Here is a 17,177-nt window from a genome sequence, read left to right on the forward strand (position 1 = left end):
TCGCCCATGTCCCCGGAATTTGATGCCTATGACAGTTCGGGCCGCCTGTTAGCCGAGGAACGGGCGGGGGACAACGCGCCGCCGCTCAGTGTCAGTGAATTGTCGGGCCTGCTCAAGCGCACGGTCGAGGACCGGTTCGGCCATGTGCGGCTGCGCGGCGAGATTTCCGGCTTCAAACGTGCGGCGTCGGGGCATCTCTATCTTGCGCTCAAGGACGATAATGCCGTCATCGACGGGGTGATGTGGAAGGGCGGGGCGCAGCGGCTGGCCTTCGCGCCGCAGGACGGCGTCGAGGTAATCGCCACCGGCAAGCTGACCACCTATCCCGGCCGGTCCAAATATCAGCTCGTGATCGAGCGGATGGAGTTGGCCGGCGAAGGCGCGTTGATGGCGCTGCTGGAAAAGCTGAAGGCGAAGCTGGCAGGGGAAGGGCTGTTCGCGCCCGAACGCAAGAAGCCCCTGCCTTTCCTGCCGCGCACGATCGGCGTCGTGACGTCGCCCACCGGCGCGGTGATCCGCGACATTCTCCATCGGCTGGCGGATCGTTGCCCGACCAATGTGCTGCTCTGGCCGGTGCTGGTGCAGGGGCAGGGCGCGGCCGAGCAGGTGGCGCGCGCGGTGCGCGGCTTTTCCGCCATGGATGGCAGCGGCCCGTTGCCCCGGCCAGACCTGGTGATCGTGGCGCGGGGCGGCGGATCGATCGAGGATCTGTGGAGTTTCAACGAGGAGATCGTCGTGCGGGCCGTCGCCGATTGCACCATCCCGATCATTTCGGCGGTGGGGCATGAGACCGACACGACGCTGTGCGACTATGCCGCCGACCGCCGCGCGCCCACGCCCACCGCAGCGGCGGAAATGGCGGTGCCGGTGCGGGCGGACTTGCTGGCTGGCCTTGCCGAAATGGGCCTGAGGGCTGGGCGCGCGGTGCGGCGCGGCGCGGCGCAGGCGCGGGAAAGGCTGGAGATGCAGGCGCGGCTGATGCCGACGCCCGACACCCTGCTGGCGCCGCAGCGGCAGCGGCTCGACCAGCTGTCCGACGGACTGGTCAGCGGTCTGCGTCATCGCCTCGCCGATGCGCGCGCGCAACTGGGGCAGGCAGGCGGCGCGCTGCGGCCGGCGCTGCTCGGTCAGCAGCTTCAGCGCGGGCGCGAACGGCTCGACCGATTGCGCCTGCGGCCCGATTATCTGCTGCGCGTGCATCGCGACTGCGCCACGGCATTCGACCGGGTGTCGCGCCATTTCGCCTCGCTCGATCCCGACCTGCCGCTCCAGCGCGGCTATGCGCGGGTGATGGCCGGCGGGCGGCTGGTGGAATCCGTGGCGGCGGCGCAGGCGGCGGGCCAGGTGACGCTGCACTTTCGCGACGGCACGGTGGACGCGGTGGTGGGTCAGGCGGGCGAGCCGCTTGAGAAGAGCGCATCGAGCGCTATATCGGCTTCGTCCCGTCCCGTTCGCAAGCCACGCGAAGCGGGCGAAGGGCAGCAGGATCTTTTTTCCTGACGCCGTGAAGAGAGACCGACCATGTTGATGTCCAACCGAGACCGGATCGCCCGGCTCCATTATATGGCCTACAGCTTTCGCGTGCTCCAGGCCGGCGACCATGTCGTCTGCGCCGTGACCGGGCAGCGGATCGCGCTGGAGGATCTGCGCTACTGGAGCATCGCCCGGCAGGAACCCTATGCCAGCGCCCAGGCTTCGGTGCAGGCGGAGTTGCAGGCCGACCACGCCGGATGAAGGCGATCGCGATGGCTCTGCTGGCCCTGTTGCCGGCGGCCGGGATGGCCGCGCCTGTGTCGCCCGCCATGGTCAGCCCCGATTTCCGGCTGGACGGCCCGCTGATGCAGGGCGGGGCGGTGACCGGCACCGCGCCGGCAGGCACGATCGCCCTGCATCTGGGGGAGCAGGCGGTGCCGGTCGACGCCGATGGCCGTTTCCTCATCGCCTTCGACCGGGACGCCGCCCCTGTCGCGCGCTTGTTCGCGCGCCTCGCCGATGGCCGGGCGATCGAGCGACAGTTGACCATCATGCCGCGTGACTGGCGGATCGAAAGGGTGAATGCGCCGCTTCGCCCCACGCGCAGCACCGAAGCCTTCCTGGCGCTGCGCAAGCCCGAGCTGGAGGCGATCGCCGCCGCCCGCGCGACAGCGACGGACGCGCAGGGCTGGCGGCAACGCTTCATCTGGCCCCGCACGGGCCGCATATCCGGCCTGTTCGGATCGCAGCGAATCTATCAGGGCCAGCCGGGCGCCTATCATGGCGGCGTCGATGTCACTGGCGGGACCGGGGCGCCGGTGGTGGCGCCGGCCGATGGCGTCGTCATCCTCGCGGCGGTGGACAAGCCCTTCACGCTGGAAGGGCATCTGCTGATGATCGACCATGGCCATGGTCTCAACAGCGCCTTCCTGCACCTGTCGCGGATCGACGTGAAGCCGGGCGATCATGTGTCGCGGGGGCAGCGCATCGGCGCGGTCGGCGCGACCGGGCGCGCCACCGGCCCGCACCTTCACTGGGGCATGAAATGGCATGACGCGCGGATCGACCCGCTGCTGATCGCGGGGCCGATGCCGCAGACCGAATGACCCGACTGAGAGGTCAGCCCACCCGCTTCATCCGCACCGCGCGTCCGCCCTCGACCTTGCCCATGAAGCTGCCCATGGCCGCGCGATGGATTTCGATCATCTGCCCGACCTTGGGATCGCGGCCGGTGATCGCCTCGGTCGTCATCCACTGTGCGCCGTCCTCAAGGCCGATCTGCCACTTGCCATAGCCCAGGCTGCGCAGCGTGCCGATCTTCGCCTCGATATGGCTGAAGCCTTCCTCCTGCTTCACCTCGTCCTTGTCATCGCCATCCCCCAGGAAGGGCAATTTGGGGAAGGAAAAGCCGAACAGCGTCTTGCGCGTCTTGTTGAGTTCGCTCTTGTCCAGCACCACCACCTCGTCACGCTGGGCGGCGGCATCCATGGTGGCGACCTGCCGGTCGAAACAGGCGAGGCGTTCGGCATCGCTGGCGATGGTCCGGCACTGGAGCAGATTGGTGAAGATCTCCGGCCGGGGCTGCTGCTTGGGGGCGGCCCCCGCCTGCCCGGCGATGAGGCAAAGAGGCGCCATCACTATCCAGCCACGCTTGCCGATCATGTCCCAATCTCCTTCGCCCCAGTCCGGTCTGGCGCACCATGCACCCGCCGGAAGCAAGGTCAATATCCGCCGCGCCGGGCGATGGCCTGCCGGTGAAGCCACAAATGATCCCCTTGGCCGGGGGTGATTGCATTAATGCTACAGCCTCTTGTAAATTCGTGAAACAATCTTGCAACACGATCGTAAAACAGCGGGGTTCGGCGCTTGTTGCATTTATGATACAGCCTTCTTCAAAAGCGGCTTTCCGGCTTTTCCCCTGCTTTACAGCGCCCTGAACCCCGCGCAGTTTCCCGCAATCCAAATGGGGGGACGCTGTCGGGCACCATTCCCTCCATAGGTGACAAGCTAGTGGCAGGCATCTGCCAAACTCCAGAGCAAGGGACTGGACAGTGAAAACATTTTCGAAAAGGGCACTTCTGCGTGCCAGCGCCGCTCCGGCGATCCTGAGCGCGTCGCTGATCGCGACCGCCGCGTTCGCGCAGGACGCGCCCCAGGCGGCCGAAGCCGCCGAAGGCGACACCATCATCGTCACGGGTTCGCTTATCAAGAACCCGAACCTTGCCCGTTCGACCCCCGTCACCGCCACCACGGCCGACCAGATCGAACTGAAGCAGAACAACACCGCCGAAGAAATTCTGCGTGAAATTCCCGGTATCGTTCCCAGCATCGGTTCGGCCGTCAACAACGGCAATGGCGGCGCTTCGTTCGTCAACCTGCGCGGCCTGGGTTCCAACCGCAACATCGTGCTGATCGACGGCAACCGCCTGGTGCCTGCCGAACTGAACGGCCGTTTCGACCTCAACAACATTCCGCTGGCCCTGATCGACCGCGTCGACGTGCTGACCGGCGGCGCTTCGACCACCTATGGCGCGGACGCCATTTCGGGTGTCGTCAACTTCGTCACCAAGTCGGACTTCTCGGGCCTGGAAGCCAATATCGCCAACCAGCTGACGGAAGAGGCCGACGGCCATTATATCCGTGCGGACCTGACGCTCGGCGCCAATTTCGATGACGGCCGCGGCAATGTGGTCTTCTCGGTCGGCTACCAGCAGTCGGACCCGGTCTACCAGGGCGATCGTCCCTTCTCGGCCTTCTCGATCGACTCCTTCACCGGCGCCAACGGCGGTTCGGGCACGTCGACCCCGTCGCGCTTCACCAACGTGAACACGACCGGTGCGGATTCGATCACCACGGGTTGTGGCCTGGCTGGACAGCCGGCCTGTAACACCGTTCAGGGCAACCGTCAGGTGACGGCCGCCGGTGGCGCCTTCCGTCCGACCTCGGCCTTCGACGCCTACAACTTCAACCCCTTCAACATCTTCCAGACGCCGTTCGAGCGCTTCAACATGTACGGCGCGGGCCGTTATGAAGTCAGCGACGCTGTGGAAGTCTATACGCGCGGCATCTTCTCGAAGAACACCGTCAGCACCATCATCGCCCCGTCGGGCGCGTTCGGCATCTCCGTCGTCGTTCCGCTGAGCAACCCCTATCTGTCGGCTGCCCAGCGCAACGCCTTCTGCGCATTCGACACCACCCCGGGAGCCGGCTACACGCCGCTCTTCACGCAGGCCCAGTGCAATGCCGCTGCCACTGCAACCGATCCGACCGATCCCAATTATAAAACGGTCACAACCACCCTGTCGCGTCGTGCGACCGAACTGGGTCCGCGCGTCTCCGACTTCACCACCACCTTCTTCGACTATCGCATTGGCGCCCGTGGCGGCATCACCGACTCGATCGACTGGGATCTGTCGGGCAGCTACGGCGAATCCGAGAATATCCAGACCCAGCAGGGCTACTGGCTGAACTCGCGCGTCCGTCAGGCGCTGCTGGCGACCAACACGTCGACCTGCCTGACCGACACCAATGGCTGCGTACCGCTCAACGTGTTCGGTCCGGACGGCTCGATCACCGCCGCGCAGAACGCGTTCCTGACCGCCAACAGCCAGGTCGCGACCAAGACCACGCTGTCTCAGGTCAAGGGCACGATCAGCGGCGACGTCGGCTTTGCAGCCCCCTGGGCGACCGACAGCATCGCGTTCGCGCTTGGTGCCGAATATCGCAAATATGGCGCGTCGCAGGAATCCGACCTGCTGTCGCAGTCGGGTGATCTGGGCGGCGCCGGCGGCGCGGCGCCGAACATCGACGGCGGCTATGACGTCTATGAAGCCTATGGCGAAATCATCCTGCCGCTGGTGCAGGACAAGCCCTTCTTCCAGGATCTGACCGTGGAAGCCGGCATCCGCTACTCCGACTACAGCGTCGATGGCGGTTCGGGCTACAACACGACCACCTGGAAGGTGGCCGGCAACTGGACGCCGGTGGACGGCATCAAGTTCCGCGGCAACTATTCGCGCGCGGTTCGTGCCCCGAACATCGCCGAACTGTTCGCACCGGTGAACACCACCCTGACCAACCTGGACAGCGATCCCTGCGCCGGCGTCGCGCCGACCCAGAATGCCAATCTGGCGGCTGTCTGTATCGCCCAGGGTGCTACTGCGGCGCAGCTCGGTTCGATCATCAACGATCCGGCCGGCCAGGTGAACTCGACGGGCGGCGGCAACCTCGCCCTCGGTCCGGAAAAGTCGAACAGCTGGGGCCTGGGCGTCACCTTGCAGCCGAGCGCGCTGCCGGGCTTCAGCCTGACGGTCGATTATTACAACATCAAGATCACGGGTGCGATCACCAACCCGACGCCTGATGACGTGATTTCGGCCTGCTTCGACAACATCACCGCCGCTAGCGCGACCGACCCGGCCTGCACCGGCATCCGCCGTGATCCGTCGACCGGCGCGTTGTTCGGCGAAGCCGCTGTGGTGGGTGGTCTGCCGCAGACTCTGTCGAACCTTGGCAAGCTGGCCACCGACGGCATCGACGTTCAGCTGAACTATCAGAAGGATGTTGGTTTCGCGAAGTGGGCGCTGACCGCCAACGGCAACTGGACGAACAGCTCGACCTTCCAGGCGACCCCGACGTCGATCAACCGCGAGTGCGTGGGCCTCTATTCGGTCAACTGCGCGTCGATCCAGCCGGAATTCTCCTGGTCGGTCCGCAACACCCTCTCGTTCGAGTCGGTCGATCTGTCGCTCCTGTGGCGCTATATCGACGGCGTGAAATATGAGGATGGCGACGCCTTCGTCGGAACGCTGAACGGCAAGGACGTGAACTTCAACACGATCCCCGCCGAACATTATTTCGACCTGACCAGCCGTTTCCATGTGAGCGACGAAGTGACGATCACCATGACCGTCCAGAACCTGCTGGACAACCAGCCCAAGGTCGTCGGCAACACGATCGGTTCGACCAGCTACAACAGCGGCAACGTCTATCCGTCGACCTACGACGCGCTGGGCCGCCGCTACACGGTCGCCGCCAAGCTGCGCTTCTGATCGGCGCATCAGGCATGAGAAAGAAGGGGCCGGTGGCAACACCGGCCCCTTTTTCATGGGCGCGATGCCCGCAGGATGGGGGTGCCCTTCGGCGGATCAGCCAAGGAGCGGGCGGGGCAGCGTCATTTCGATGCCCGCATTACCCGCCAGGACGCCCGCCCAATGGGCGACCTTCGCGACCTCGTCGCCATGGATGTCCATGTCCTGCCGCGCCTGCCGGGCTCGCTGCCCATCGGCAAAGGCATCGCCGCTCTTTGCGTCGCGCGCGAAGACGGGACCGGTGACGATCGCGTCCATCAGGCTGCTGTCCATGTTCAGCCCGAACAGCCGGGCGAGCGCGGCGAGCGCCTCCTTCGGCCGGGCGACCAGATTTTCGCTGTCGAGGGTCGCCACCCGGTCGCCCAGTTGCCGGGTCAGCGCCTGGAACTGCCGATGCTGCGCCAGCCAGCCAAGGGCCGCGACCTGGATGTCGGTCAGGCCGAGATACTCATCGGGAGCGACGCCCAGCGGCGCGAGCATTCCTTCCCGCATCAGCTTCTGGAACAGGTCGCGCACCCAGAGCCGACCCCACATGCCCTTGCGCGCGATCGAGGCGAGATAGGCTTCGAGCGGCGCGTGGAGCAACAGCGCGCGCGCCTCTGGTCGTAGGCCCAGGATCGCGGGGATCAGCGGGTTGACGATGTTCGACGGCTTGACCACCACCGCTTCGCCGGGGCCGAAGGGACGGGCGAGCAGGCGCAGGCTTTCGTCCAGCACCCGCGCCACCTCCGCTCCCTTGGCGTCGCGATGCCGCCAGCCGACGATGTCGTTGAGCAGCACCGGCTCCTTCAGCCCCATCGCCACGCCCGGACTGTCGAACGCTGCCGCCAGCAGGGTCGAGCAGCAATAGGCCGAATGGAAGAGAAAATGGATCGGCGCCGGGGCCGGCGCCTGCGCCATGGCGTCGACGCGGCGCAGCACCAGCGGCTCTTGCGGACCAAGAAGCTCGTCGGTCAGGAAGGGGATGTCGGCATGGCGCGCACGGGGCACGGCGCGGAAGTGAAGGGCGTCGTGACCCGGATCATAGCGATGGGCGAGCCATTCGGCGCTGGCGAGAAGGTCGCGGATCGGGGGCGGGGCGCTGCTCATCGTCGCCAGCCTTCGCACGCGTCGCCGGGGCGCACAAGGCCGCCGCATTTCCCCTGGTTGCGCGCGTAGCGACATATGCTAGCCATGATGGCGGGACGCTGGGGGCTTGAATGGACATGAATGTGACGCGCCTGTTGCAACAGGCGGTGGAAGCGCGACGGACGGGCCGTCTGGCGGATGCGCGGGAACAGCTGGCGGAGGCCCTGAAGCTCCAGCCGGGGCAACCGCAGGCGCTCAACCTGCTTGGTCTGATCGCGCTGGACCAGCGCGACTTCGCCGAAGCGCGCGCCCGTTTCCGGGCGGCAGCGCAGGCCGACCCCAGGGAAGCGGCGCTGTGGATGAACGTCGCCTCCGCCGAGCGCGGGCTGGGGGATGCGGAGGGGGAGCGGGCTGCTCTCGACCAGGCGATCGCGATCGACCAGCGCAACCTGATGGCGCAGATCCGCATGGCGCAGTTGCAGCAGAGGCTTGGGGAAAGGCAGGACGCGGCCGACAGCTGGGGGAAGGTGCTGGCCCTGGCGTCCGGCCTGGGCGACATTCCGCCGGCGCTCGCCGAAACGCTGGAAACGGCGCGCCATTTCGTGCAGGAGCATAAGGCGAATTTCGCGGCCTTCGTGGAAGCTGGCGTGGCGGACCGGCTGGGCGCGGCGGACCCGGTGGCGCGCCGGCGATTCCAAGCCTGCCTCGATCATGAATTCGGCCGTCGCGCACTGTTCCAGAACCAATGTTCCGGGCTGCATTACCCCTTCCTGCCCGCCGACGAATTTTTCGACCGGCAGCATTTTCCATGGATGGCGCAACTGGAAGCACAGACCGACGCGATCCGCGCCGAGTTTCTGGCGATGGTGGCGCGGGACGGCGGCAATGTCCGCCCCTATGTTCAGCAGGAGGCGGGAACGCCGCAGAATAAATGGACCGCGCTCGACGGATCGCTGGATTGGGGGGCGTCGTTCCTGTGGGAATATGGCGTGCGCAACCAAGCGGTCTGCGCGGCCTGCCCGCAGACGGTCGCGGCGCTCGAAGCGCTGCCGCGCGCGGACATACCGGGCCGGGCGCCCTCGGCCTTCTTTTCGCTGCTCAAGCCCCGCAGCCGGATCCCGGCGCATAGCGGCGTGACCAACACCCGCGCCATCATCCATCTGCCGCTGGTCGTGCCGCCCGGCTGCTTCTTCCGCGTCGGCGGAGAGACCAGGGCGTGGGAAGAAGGCGTGGCCTTCGCCTTTGACGACACGATAGACCATGAAGCCTGGAACGACAGCGACCATTTGCGCGTGGTGCTGATCTTCGACGTTTGGAATCCGCATTTGTCACTTGAAGAGCAGATATTATTGAAGCAATTCTATGCCACTGCCGATGCCAGCAAGACGCAATCCGTCCTGACCGGCATCTGAGCGATGACAGCGGCGGCGGAACGATCCCGGTCCGCGCTGTCGTCTTTCTGGGAGACAAGATGTGCGTATGTTGAAAGCAGTGATCGCGTCCGGCCTGGTCTCCCTGGCCATGCCGGCGCTGGCGGAAGATCAGCCCAAGCTGGATCGCAATGATCCCAATGCCGTGCGCTGCAAAAGGCTGGACGTGACCGGATCGCTGGTGCGCAAGGAGCGCATCTGCAAGACCAACGCGGAATGGCGCGCCATCAGCGAGCAGCAGAATCGCGATGCCGACGACCTGATCACCCGCAACCGGGCGGGGATGAACCCCAACGGGTGAAGCAAGCCGGCTTGCCGGTCGGCAGGAGCGGACATGAGCAGGCCCGCCGCATCGCGCGACGGGCCTTTTCCTTTACGCTACGCCGATCTTCAACGCGCCGTCGCCATCCTCGACCTTGACCGTCGCGCCGTCGGGCACCTCGCCGCGCAGGATCAGGTCGGCCAGCGGGTCTTGCAGATAGCGCTGGACCGCGCGCTTCAACGGGCGTGCGCCATAGACGGGGTCATAGCCGACCCGCCCCAGCCAGGCCCGCGCGCCGTCGGTCAGGTCGAGCCTGATCTTCCGGTCCCTGAGCAGGTTGCCGATGCGCGCGACCTGGATGTCGACGATCGGCGCCATATGGCTGGCGCCCAGGCGGTGGAACAGGATGATTTCGTCCAGGCGGTTGAGGAATTCCGGGCGGAAATGGGCGCGGACGATGTCCATCACCTGATCCTCGACCTTCTCGACCGGCTCGTCGTCGGCAAGACCCGCAATATATTGGCTGCCGAGGTTGGAGGTCAGCACGATGATCGTGTTGGTGAAGTCGACCGTGCGGCCCTGCCCGTCGGTCAGGCGGCCGTCGTCCAGCACCTGGAGCAGGATGTTGAACACGTCGCCATGCGCTTTTTCCACCTCGTCGAACAGCACCACCTGATAGGGGCGGCGGCGGACGGCCTCGGTCAGCACGCCGCCTTCTTCATAGCCGACATAGCCCGGAGGCGCGCCGATCAGCCGGGCGACGCTGTGCTTTTCCATGAACTCGCTCATGTCGATCCGCACCATCGCGCTGTCGTCGTCGAACAGGAAGCCGGCGAGTGCCTTGGTCAGTTCGGTCTTGCCCACGCCCGTGGGGCCGAGGAACAGGAACGACCCCAACGGCCGATTGGGATCCTGTAGACCGGCGCGGCTGCGGCGCACGGCCGTCGATACGGCCTTGACCGCCTCGGCCTGGCCGATCACGCGCTTGCCCAGTTCCGCTTCCATGGCGAGCAGCTTTTCGCGTTCGCCCTCCATCATCCGGTCGACCGGGATGCCGGTCCAGCGGCTGACGACCGAGGCGATATCCTCCGCCGTCACTTCCTCGCGCAACATCGCGCCTTCCGACGCGGTCTGCGCATCGGCCAGCTTGCGCTCCAGATCGGGGATGCGGCCATAGGCCAGCTCGCCCGCCTTGGCGAGGTCGCCGGCGCGCTGCGCCTGTTCCAGTTCCAGCCGGGCGGCATCGAGCTGTTCCTTGATCCGGCTTTCGCCCGCGATCTTGTCCTTCTCGGCCTGCCAGCGCTGGGTGAGGGCGGCGGACTGTTCCTCCAGATTGGCGAGATCCTCTTCCAGCGCGGCCAGACGGTCGGCCGAAGCCTTGTCGGTCTCGCGCTTCAGCGCCTCCCGCTCGATCTTGAGCTGGATGATGCGGCGGTCGAGATTCTCGATTTCCTCGGGCTTGGATTCGACCTCCATGCGCAGGCGCGAGGCGGCCTCGTCCATCAGGTCGATCGCCTTGTCGGGCAGGAAGCGGTCGGTGATGTAGCGGTTGGAGAGCGTCGCTGCGCTGACGATCGCGCTGTCGGTGATCCGCACGCCATGGTGCAGCTCATATTTTTCCTTCAGGCCGCGCAGGATGGAGATGGTGTCCTCCACCGTCGGTTCGCCCACGAAAACGGGCTGGAACCGCCGCTGGAGCGCGGGATCCTTCTCCACATATTTGCGATATTCATCGAGGGTGGTCGCGCCGATGCAATGGAGTTCGCCGCGCGCCAGGGCGGGCTTGAGCAGGTTGCCCGCGTCCATCGCGCCTTCGGACTTGCCCGCGCCGATCAGCGTGTGCATCTCGTCGATGAAGAGGACGATCTGGCCCTCCGCGCCCTTCACCTCGTCGAGGACACCCTTCAAGCGTTCCTCGAACTCGCCGCGATATTTGGCGCCCGCGATGAGCGAGCCCATGTCGAGCGCCATCAGGCTGCGGTCCTTCAGCGTATCGGGCACGTCGCCATTGGCGATGCGCAGCGCCAGCCCTTCGGCGATGGCGGTCTTGCCGACGCCGGGGTCGCCGATCAGGACGGGATTATTCTTGGTCCGACGGGCGAGGATCTGGATGGTGCGGCGAATTTCCTCGTCGCGGCCGATCACCGGATCGAGCTTGCCGTCCTTCGCCGCCTGGGTCAGGTCGCGGGCGAACTTCTTGAGGGCGTCATAGCGATCCTCCGCGCCCGCCGTGTCGGCGGTGCGGCCGCCGCGCAGGGCGTTGATCGCGGCGTTCAGCCCCTCCGCCTTAACGCCCGCCGCCGCGAGCGCCTTGCCCGCCGTGGTGGTGGTGGCGAGGGTCAGCGCCAGCAGAAGCCGCTCGACGGTGACGAAACTGTCGCCTGCCTTGGCCGCGACCTGTTCGGCGCTGTCCAGCACGCGGACGGAATCATTGTCGAGGCCGGGGGTCTGTTGCGCGCCGCTGCCGGAGACGGACGGCACCTTGGCCAGCGCCACGTCGGTTTCCCGCAGCGCCACTCCGGCATCGCCGCCCGCCGCCTTGATGAGGCCGGACGCCATGCCCTGCTGGTCTTCCAGCAGCGCCTTCAACAGATGTTCCGGCCCGATCCGCTGATGGCTCATGCGGATTGCAACGGTCTGCGCCGACTGGAGGAAGCCCTTGGCGCGGTCGGTGAATTTTTCGAGGTTCATGTGCGTCCCACCCAATATGATGCAGGCGATGTAGTGTTGCGCAAAAACCACACAAGGGGCGATAGGCAATTATCCCTATCTGGCAGCCTTGGCGGCCTGCGGCGCGAACAGGTCGCCGAAAAAGTCCCTTGCGAACCAGAGCGGCGGCGTGTCGCCATCGGCCATGGCGCGGGTGATGCGGTAATTGGCCTCGGCGAAGCGGGCGCCCGCCTGCCAGTCGATCGCCTGGCTCATGTCGTCGCCGGGCCGGTGATAGGCGCCCGAGAGAAAGTCGCCCCACGCCTTTTCCCCGCCATTGGCATAGCCGGTGGCGAGGAAGACGGCCGGCACGCCCTGCTTGACGAACTTGTAATGGTCGGAGCGGACGAAGATGGTTTCCTGCGGCATCGGATCGGGAGAGAGTTTCACGCCCATCGGTGCGACCGCCCTGGCGACGATCGGTCCCAGTGTCGAATGGTCCGCGCCGAAGGCGATGACGTCGGTGAAGGGATAGAGGAGCAGCGGCATGTCGAGATCGACATTGCCGACGATCTGGCTGACCGGGACGCTGGGATGGCGTGCGAAATAGTCGGCGCCCAGCAGCCCCTTCTCCTCGCCGGTCGATGCAAGGAAGATGATCGAGCGGCGCGGCTTGTCCGGGGACTGCGCCATGGCGCGCGCGACTTCCAGCATGGTCGCGATGCCCGCGCCATTGTCCAGCGCGCCATTGTTGATCCGGTCCTTGTCGGGCGCGTCGCCCGGTTTGGCCGGGCTGACGCCGATATGGTCGAGATGGGCCGAGAGGACGACATACTGGTCCTTCAGCTTCGGATCGCTGCCGGGCAGGATGGCGACGACATTGGGACTGGTCACGCGCTGGCTGACGCTGTCGGCCTTGATCCGGACCGAGGTCTTGAGCGCAAAGCCGCGGGGCTTGCCGCCCGCCCTGTCGGCGGTCTTGCGGATCGCGGCGATGGTCGTGGGCGCGCCCGCGAACACCGCCTCCGCCGCCGGATCATCGAGGGAGGCCGAAGCGCGGATGCCCGGCGCCTCGTCGAAGGGGACGCCTTCGGGCGACACCCAGGTGAAGCCGGGTTCATCGGCGAACTGCACCATGCGCGCCCAGGGCCGGGCCTTCATCGACTGGATCGTGCCGATCGACAGCATCCCGATCGCGCCATGGGCCTGCGCGATCATCGCTTTGGTCGCGGACAGGTGGGCGCCCTCCTCGCTCGGCAGACCCTTGGGATAGCCGCGCAGGGTGACGACGATCTTTCCCTTCACGTCCAGCCCGGCATAGTCGTCGAGGCCGAAGCGCGCATTTTCAAGGCCATAGCCGACGAAGACCAACGAGGCGGTGACGTCCAGCTTCGGCTCGGCAGCGTTCAGCCCTACCAGCACGTCGCCGGCATGGGTGAAGCTTCTGGCGCCGCCGGGGCCGGTGACGGTGAGCGTGGCGGGGGTTTCGCCGCGCTCGGTCTTCTGGAAGGTGATGCGTTGCAGCCAGCCGCGCCCATCGGCATCAGCGTCGCCGGCGGGCTTGAGGCCGAGGCCGTCAAACTGGCTGGCGACATAGCGGGCGGCGATTTCATGCCCTTCGCTCCCGGTGTCGCGGCCCTTGAGCAGGTCGTCGGCGAGAAATTCGACATGGGCGCGCACGGCGGCGGCGGAGAAGACGGGATCGACCGCCTGCTGGGCAGGAAGGGCAGCGGGCAGGATCAGGGTGGCGGCGGCAGCCAGCAGGGCCAGACGGTTCATGGATGGTCTTTCACTCAAGCATTTTATGGCGACAGATTTGCCGCCGGCCTGCGCGACTGTCCAGCATAAGCGTATTGCGACTCTACCACGCCCCGCTATGCTGCCCGTCTGTCGCGGTCGTTCCCCTGACCGCATGGTCCGTAGCTCCTGCCAGAGGCCTTTCATGATCCTTTCCTCTTTGTCGCGCCGGCTGTCCCTGCTGATCGGCCTGTCCCCTCTCGCGCTCTCCGTCCTTGCCATGACGCCGATGACGCAGGCGGTCGCCCAGAGCGCGGAAGCAGGCGCGCCGGCGCCGCTTTCCAGCCTCGTGGCGAAGGTGGACATTCCCTATGAGGAGTTCCGTCTGGCCAACGGGCTGCGCGTCATCGTCCACACCGACCGCAAGGCGCCGGTGGTGGCGGTGTCGATCTGGTATCATGTCGGCTCCCGCTTCGAGCCCAAGGGCAAGACAGGCTTCGCCCATCTGTTCGAGCATCTGATGTTCTACGGCTCGGAAAATGCCGATGGCCCCTTCTTCGGCCGGCTGGAGGATATCGGCGCGACCGACTGGAACGGGACGACCTGGTTCGATCGGACCAATTATTTCGAGACAGTGCCGACCGGGGCGCTCGACCGGGCGCTGTTCCTGGAATCGGATCGCATGGGGCATCTGCTGGGCGCCGTCACCCAGACCAAGCTAGATACCCAGCGCGGGGTCGTGCAGAATGAAAAGCGGATGGGCGAGAATGAGCCTTACGGGCTGGTCGAATATGCACAGCTTGCCGCGCTGCTGCCGGAGGGTCATCCCTATCGCCACTCGACCATCGGATCGATGGCGGACCTGAACAGCGCGAGCCTGGCGGACGTCCAGAACTGGTTCAAGACCCATTATGGTCCCAACAACGCCGTGCTGGTGCTGGCCGGGGATATCGACGTCGCGACGGCGAAGGCGAAGGTCGGAAAGTGGTTCGGCAATATCCCCGCCGGCCCGGCACCGCAGGATGTGGATGCGACCGTTCCGACCCTGGCCAAGGATGCCGAGGTGGTGATGCACGACAATGTCGCCGCCACCCGCCTCTATCGCAACTGGGTGGTGCCCGGCGTCAATTCGGCCGAATTGCAGCAGCTGGACCTTGCCATGACGGTGTTCGGAGGCCTCGGCTCGTCGCGGCTCGACAACGCGTTGGTGCGCGACGAGAAGGTGGCGGTCAGCGTCAAGGCGAGCATCCAGCCGTTCGAGAAGCTGAGCCTGGCCGAGATCACCGTCGACGTGAAGCCGGGCGCGGACCCGGTGGCGGTGGGCAAGCGGCTCGACGCGCTGCTGGCCGATTATCTGGCCAACGGACCGAGCGCCGACGAGGTGCTGCGCGCCGCCACCGGGCAGGCCGCGGGCACCATTTCGGGACTGGAAAAGGTCGGCGGCTTTTCGGGCAAGGCGGTGACGCTGGCCGAAGGGGCGGTCTATTCCGACGATCCGGGCAAATATAAGAAAGACCTCGCCATCTACGCATCGGCCACGCCGCAGAGCGTGACGGCGGCCGCGCGCAAATGGCTGGGGCGGCCGGTGCTGCGCCTGACCGTTGCGCCGGGCGAACGGAGCGCGGCGGACAATGCGCTGGCGGGCAATGTGAAGGCAGGTGGGGCGACGCACAGCCCGGCCTATTTCCGCGATCCCGACGCGGCGCCTGCTGCGGCGACACCGCCCGCGCCCACGAAGATCGCGGAGCCGCCGATCGAGCCGGTCAAGGATCTGGACTTTCCCGATGTCGAACATGCCAAGCTGAAGAACGGCATCCCGGTCGTCTTCGCGCGGCGCACCGCCGTGCCGACCGTGCGCGTGTCGGTCGCCTTCGACGCGGGCAACGCCGCCGACGACAAGGCGAAGCTGGGCACGGCGGGCCTGACCACCGCGCTGCTGGACGAAGGCACGACGACCCGGTCGTCGGTGCAGATCGCCGAGGAGCAGGAGCGGCTGGGCGCGTCGATCAGCGCGGGCAACAGCATGGACCGGACCGATGTCGGCCTGTTCGCATTGAAGCCCAATCTGGACGCGTCGCTGGGCCTGCTGGCCGATGTGATCCGCAACCCCGCCTTTGCGCCAGCCGAGGTGGAGCGGCTGCGCGGGCAGGTGCTGACCCGGATCAAGGCGGAAAAGACCGAGCCGATGGCGATCGCGCAGCGGATGCTGCCGCCGCTGCTTTACGGCCAGGCGCATCCCTATGGCATTCCCTTCACCGGATCGGGCACCGAGGCGGGCGTCAAGGCGGTGACGCGGGCGGACCTGAGCGCCTTCCACGACAAGTGGCTGCGGCCCGACAATGCGACGATTTTCGTCGCGGGCGACACGACGCTGAGCGAACTGCTGCCGCTGCTGGAAAAGCGCTTCGGCGACTGGAAGGCGCCCGCAGTGACCAAGGGCGCCAAGCTGTTCCGCATGGACCGGATGATGCGCCCGGCGCGGATCATCCTGATCGACAAGCCGCAAAGCCCGCAGTCGCTGATCCTGGGCGGGCTGCTGACCAGCAAGGCGGGGACCGACAATCCGGTGACGCTGCTGACTGCCAACGAAGTGCTGGGCGGCAGCACCACGTCGCGCCTGACGATGGACCTGCGCGAGACGAAGGGATGGGCCTATGGTGCCGGCACGGCGTTGCCGGGCGTCAAGGAGACGATCCCGCTGCTGGTCTACGCCCCGGTGCAGACCGACAAGACCGGCGAATCGATCATCGCCGCGCGACAGGACATCAGGGAGTATCTGACGACCAAGGGCACGACCGAGGCGGAGCGGAACCAGACGATCAACAGCCAGATCCTCTCGCTGCCCGGCAGTTTCGAAACCTCGTCCGACCTGCTGGGCGCGATGATGCGCAACAGCCTGATCGGGCGGCCCGACGATTATTACGAGACGCTGCCCAACGTCTATCGCGCCATGACCGCGGCGGACATGGACAAGGCCGCGCGCGAGGCGATCAGCCCCGACCGGCTGATCTGGGTCGTGGTGGGCGACGCGAAACTGGTGCGGCCGCAGCTTGACGCGGTGGGCTTGCCGGTTGAAACGGGCACACTCGCAGACTGACGCGAACGTAAAGGAGACTGGATATGGCAAGTGTCGATGGCGCTTATGATTGCGTGGCGAAGACCCCGATGGGCGACCAGAAGGGCGTGTTCACCGTCATCAGCAGCGGCGACCGCTTCAACGGCACCTTCGCCGGCATGATGGGATCGCTGGACGTGGTCGACGGCAAGGTCGATGGCGCGAAGCTGACCTGGAAGATGGAAATGACCATGCCCATGCCGATGACGCTGGAGTGCGAGGCGGAAGTCGCCGGCGACGCGATCACCGGCACGATGCAGCTGGGCGCCTTCGGCGCGTCGGCCTTCAACGGCACGCGTCGGGGCTGAAAGGCGAAAGGCCCGGATTCGTCCGGGCCTTTCCCGTTCGAACGG

At 66.4% G+C, this 17,177-nt stretch carries 12 protein-coding genes; 8 read left to right on the plus strand and 4 right to left on the minus strand.

Annotated elements, in window-relative coordinates; genetic code table 11:
- Positions 1-6 precede the first annotated feature (6 nt).
- Genes xseA through A7Q26_RS24290 form a run of 3 tightly spaced genes read left to right on the plus strand, consistent with a single transcriptional unit; the run spans position 7 to position 2,579 of the window.
- Entirely contained in the window at positions 7-1,500 is a 1,494-nt protein-coding gene (xseA, locus tag A7Q26_RS24280) for an exodeoxyribonuclease VII large subunit (RefSeq protein ID WP_066865914.1), read from the plus strand.
- A 21-nt stretch (positions 1,501-1,521) separates the two neighbouring features.
- Entirely contained in the window at positions 1,522-1,734 is a 213-nt protein-coding gene (locus A7Q26_RS24285) for a DUF2093 domain-containing protein (protein WP_066865917.1), read from the plus strand.
- An 11-nt stretch (positions 1,735-1,745) separates the two neighbouring features.
- On the plus strand, positions 1,746-2,579 hold the full coding sequence (locus A7Q26_RS24290; RefSeq protein ID WP_443018187.1) for a M23 family metallopeptidase: 834 nt from the start codon (positions 1,746-1,748) through the stop codon (positions 2,577-2,579).
- Between the two features lie 13 nt (positions 2,580-2,592).
- Here A7Q26_RS24290 and A7Q26_RS24295 read toward each other — a convergent pair whose 3' ends face one another.
- Positions 2,593-3,135, minus strand: coding sequence for a hypothetical protein (locus A7Q26_RS24295; protein WP_066865924.1), 543 nt, complete (start codon positions 3,133-3,135; stop codon positions 2,593-2,595).
- 389 nt (positions 3,136-3,524) lie between these two features.
- On the opposite strand from A7Q26_RS24295, the gene A7Q26_RS24300 reads away from it, so the two are divergent.
- Positions 3,525-6,524 (plus strand): TonB-dependent receptor plug domain-containing protein, encoded by a 3,000-nt coding sequence (locus tag A7Q26_RS24300; RefSeq protein ID WP_066865926.1) that lies wholly within the window; start codon positions 3,525-3,527, stop codon positions 6,522-6,524.
- A gap of 96 nt (positions 6,525-6,620) precedes the next feature.
- Here the strand turns inward: A7Q26_RS24300 and A7Q26_RS24305 are convergent, their stop codons facing one another.
- Positions 6,621-7,652: a hypothetical protein gene (locus tag A7Q26_RS24305; RefSeq protein WP_066865929.1), complete on the minus strand. Its 1,032-nt coding sequence runs from the start codon at positions 7,650-7,652 to the stop codon at positions 6,621-6,623.
- Positions 7,653-7,768: 116 nt separating this feature from the next.
- Between A7Q26_RS24305 and A7Q26_RS24310 the strand changes: the two genes are divergently transcribed.
- The gene (locus A7Q26_RS24310) at positions 7,769-9,043 is read left to right on the plus strand and encodes an aspartyl/asparaginyl beta-hydroxylase domain-containing protein (protein WP_066865999.1); all 1,275 of its coding nucleotides are present in this window, start codon (positions 7,769-7,771) and stop codon (positions 9,041-9,043) included.
- Between the two features lie 67 nt (positions 9,044-9,110).
- The gene (locus A7Q26_RS24315) at positions 9,111-9,362 is read left to right on the plus strand and encodes a hypothetical protein (RefSeq protein WP_066865932.1); all 252 of its coding nucleotides are present in this window, start codon (positions 9,111-9,113) and stop codon (positions 9,360-9,362) included.
- A 72-nt stretch (positions 9,363-9,434) separates the two neighbouring features.
- Here the strand turns inward: A7Q26_RS24315 and clpB are convergent, their stop codons facing one another.
- The gene (clpB, locus tag A7Q26_RS24320) at positions 9,435-12,014 is read right to left on the minus strand and encodes an ATP-dependent chaperone ClpB (RefSeq protein WP_066865934.1); all 2,580 of its coding nucleotides are present in this window, start codon (positions 12,012-12,014) and stop codon (positions 9,435-9,437) included.
- A 75-nt stretch (positions 12,015-12,089) separates the two neighbouring features.
- Positions 12,090-13,751 (minus strand): M28 family metallopeptidase, encoded by a 1,662-nt coding sequence (locus tag A7Q26_RS24325; protein WP_066865937.1) that lies wholly within the window; start codon positions 13,749-13,751, stop codon positions 12,090-12,092.
- Positions 13,752-13,914: 163 nt separating this feature from the next.
- On the opposite strand from A7Q26_RS24325, the gene A7Q26_RS24330 reads away from it, so the two are divergent.
- Together A7Q26_RS24330 and A7Q26_RS24335 are read left to right on the plus strand one after the other, a co-directional pair.
- On the plus strand, positions 13,915-16,806 hold the full coding sequence (locus tag A7Q26_RS24330; protein WP_066865939.1) for a M16 family metallopeptidase: 2,892 nt from the start codon (positions 13,915-13,917) through the stop codon (positions 16,804-16,806).
- A gap of 23 nt (positions 16,807-16,829) precedes the next feature.
- Positions 16,830-17,132, plus strand: coding sequence for a hypothetical protein (locus A7Q26_RS24335; RefSeq protein WP_066865942.1), 303 nt, complete (start codon positions 16,830-16,832; stop codon positions 17,130-17,132).
- The last annotated feature ends 45 nt before the right edge of the window (positions 17,133-17,177 follow it).

Source organism: Sphingobium sp. TCM1 (assembly GCF_001650725.1).
In the GTDB taxonomy this organism is placed as follows: Bacteria; Pseudomonadota; Alphaproteobacteria; order Sphingomonadales; family Sphingomonadaceae; genus Sphingobium.

Excerpts from the sequence above, each read along its gene's own strand:
- xseA (WP_066865914.1), top strand. The coding sequence starts at position 7 with ATGTCCCCGGAATTTGATGCCTATGACAGTTCGGGCCGCCTGTTAGCC.
- A7Q26_RS24285 (WP_066865917.1), top strand. The coding sequence starts at position 1,522 with ATGTTGATGTCCAACCGAGACCGGATCGCCCGGCTCCATTATATGGCC.
- A7Q26_RS24290 (WP_443018187.1), top strand. The coding sequence starts at position 1,746 with ATGGCTCTGCTGGCCCTGTTGCCGGCGGCCGGGATGGCCGCGCCTGTG.
- A7Q26_RS24295 (WP_066865924.1), bottom strand. The coding sequence starts at position 3,135 with ATGATCGGCAAGCGTGGCTGGATAGTGATGGCGCCTCTTTGCCTCATC.
- A7Q26_RS24305 (WP_066865929.1), bottom strand. The coding sequence starts at position 7,652 with ATGAGCAGCGCCCCGCCCCCGATCCGCGACCTTCTCGCCAGCGCCGAA.
- A7Q26_RS24310 (WP_066865999.1), top strand. The coding sequence starts at position 7,769 with ATGAATGTGACGCGCCTGTTGCAACAGGCGGTGGAAGCGCGACGGACG.
- A7Q26_RS24315 (WP_066865932.1), top strand. The coding sequence starts at position 9,111 with ATGTTGAAAGCAGTGATCGCGTCCGGCCTGGTCTCCCTGGCCATGCCG.
- clpB (WP_066865934.1), bottom strand. The coding sequence starts at position 12,014 with ATGAACCTCGAAAAATTCACCGACCGCGCCAAGGGCTTCCTCCAGTCG.
- A7Q26_RS24325 (WP_066865937.1), bottom strand. The coding sequence starts at position 13,751 with ATGAACCGTCTGGCCCTGCTGGCTGCCGCCGCCACCCTGATCCTGCCC.
- A7Q26_RS24330 (WP_066865939.1), top strand. The coding sequence starts at position 13,915 with ATGATCCTTTCCTCTTTGTCGCGCCGGCTGTCCCTGCTGATCGGCCTG.
- A7Q26_RS24335 (WP_066865942.1), top strand. The coding sequence starts at position 16,830 with ATGGCAAGTGTCGATGGCGCTTATGATTGCGTGGCGAAGACCCCGATG.